1 protein-coding gene and 1 pseudogene are annotated in these 1759 nt (G+C 80.2%); both read right to left on the reverse strand.

The features are described 5' to 3' along the window. Positions 1-340: pseudogene (locus AB6N24_RS23025) on the reverse strand (hypothetical protein); the annotation flags it as partial. Positions 341-533: 193 nt separating this feature from the next. Then, the coding region (locus AB6N24_RS23030; RefSeq protein ID WP_412871685.1) for a thiamine pyrophosphate-dependent enzyme at positions 534-1759 on the reverse strand (1226 nt) is incomplete at its 5' end.

Genomic DNA, 1759 nt, shown 5'->3' on the forward strand with positions numbered 1-1759 from the left:
GGGCGTGGCCGGGGGCACCGCCCTGCGGGGCCGCGGCGGCGGGCAGCGCCTGCGTCACCGGGTGCTGCGGTGCCGGGTGCTGCGGCGCGGGGGCGGCCGGTGCGGGGGCCGCAGCCGGGAGCGGCTGCGTCTCGGCGTGCGGCGGCGTGGCGGCGAGCGGCTGCGTCGGCGCCTCGTGCGGGCCGGGCTCGGGACGCGCGATCGGCTGCGTGGCCGCGACCTGGGGGTGCGCGTCGCCGTGCGTGTCGGGGGTCGGTGCCGGGCTCTGCTCGCTCGTCGCCGGGGTGGGCCGGTCCTCGGGGCTCGGTGCGCCCGGGACGTCGGGGGTGCTGCTGCTCATGGTCGTCCTCCTTCTCCTCCACCATGAGACCCCGCGCGCCTGGGCGCACGCTCGGGCGTCCCTGGGAGTTCGCTGCGAGTCGGCTCACGGCCGCCCCTCGCGCTCGCCGGGTGCCGGCGGCCACCGACCGGGCGTCCCGGGCCTTCCCGGGACGTGTGGCGCCGCGGCGCCCGGTGGTCCCTCGAGGCGCAGGTCAGCCCAGCGTGCGGTCGAGCGCGTCCCGCACCTCGGACTCGATCCGCTCCCCGAGCGCGCGGCGCCCGGCGCGGTCGACCCGCACCTCGACGACGCTGAGCCCGCGCCCGGGGGCCGCGAGCGCCGGCGCGAGGCCCTCGACGTCGCTCACGCGGGTGTGCCGCACCCCGTACGCCGCGCACAGCGCCGAGAGGTCCGCGCCGTGCGGGGTCGCGAAGACCCGCTCGAAGACCGCGCCGTGCTCGGGGGCGCCGTGCTCGAGGGTCGCGAAGATCGAGCCGCCGTCGTCGTTCGCGACCACGAGCTGGAGGTCCGCGGTCGGTTCGAGCGGCCCACGCAGCAGCCCGCCCGCGTCGTGCAGGAACGTCAGGTCGCCGACGAGCGCCCGCACGCGACGGTCCGGGAGGCCGAGCGCGACGCCGATCGCGGTCGAGACGGTGCCGTCGATCCCCGCGAGCCCCCGGTTGGCGAGCACGAGGGCGGGCGAGTCCCAGCCACCCATGAGGTCGAGGTCGCGCACCGGGTTGCTGGACCCGACGACGAGCACGTCGCGCTGCTGCGTCGCGCGCACGACCTCGCGCGCCAGCACCGGGCCGGTCACCCGGGTCCCGCTGCGCGACGGCGCGGCCCGGGGGCCGGGGTCGAGCACCGAGTCGACCGCGGCGGCAGCGGTCTTGCCCGCGGCGCGCCACGCGTCGAGCCACCCGGGGGGCCCGGCACGGCCGACGAGCCCGGCGGGGACCTCGGTGTGCACGTGGGTCGCGGCCCGCCCCGCGTCGGGCCAGTCGCGCCCGTGCGGGGCGACCACGACGAGCTCGACGTCGTCGCGCGCGAGCAGGCGCGAGACCGGGCGGGACAGCGTCGGGCGCCCGAGCACGACGGCGCGCCGCACCTGCCCGCCGAGCGTGGGGTGCCCGAGCAGGAGCCGGTACGCGGGGATCGCGTGCGAGCCGCCGAGCGCGCCCGACGACGGCTCCGCGAGCAGCGGCCAGTCGTTGGCCTCGGCGAGCAGCCGCGCGTGCGGCCCCGCGCCGTCGCCCGCGACGACGACCGTCGGCACGTCGTCGACCCGCGCGCCCTCCGCGCCGGTGGCGACGAACGGGGCGGCGGCGCGCGGCGTCACGCGCACGAGCCCGTCCTCGGACGGCGCGGGCCACGGCTCGTCGCCCGGCCCGAGCGGCTCGCGGTAGGCGAGGTCGAGGTGCACCGGGCCGGGGTCGGCGG

Origin of the sequence: Cellulomonas jepli (assembly GCF_047229345.1) — a bacterium.
Taxonomy (GTDB): Bacteria; Actinomycetota; Actinomycetes; order Actinomycetales; family Cellulomonadaceae; genus Cellulomonas_A.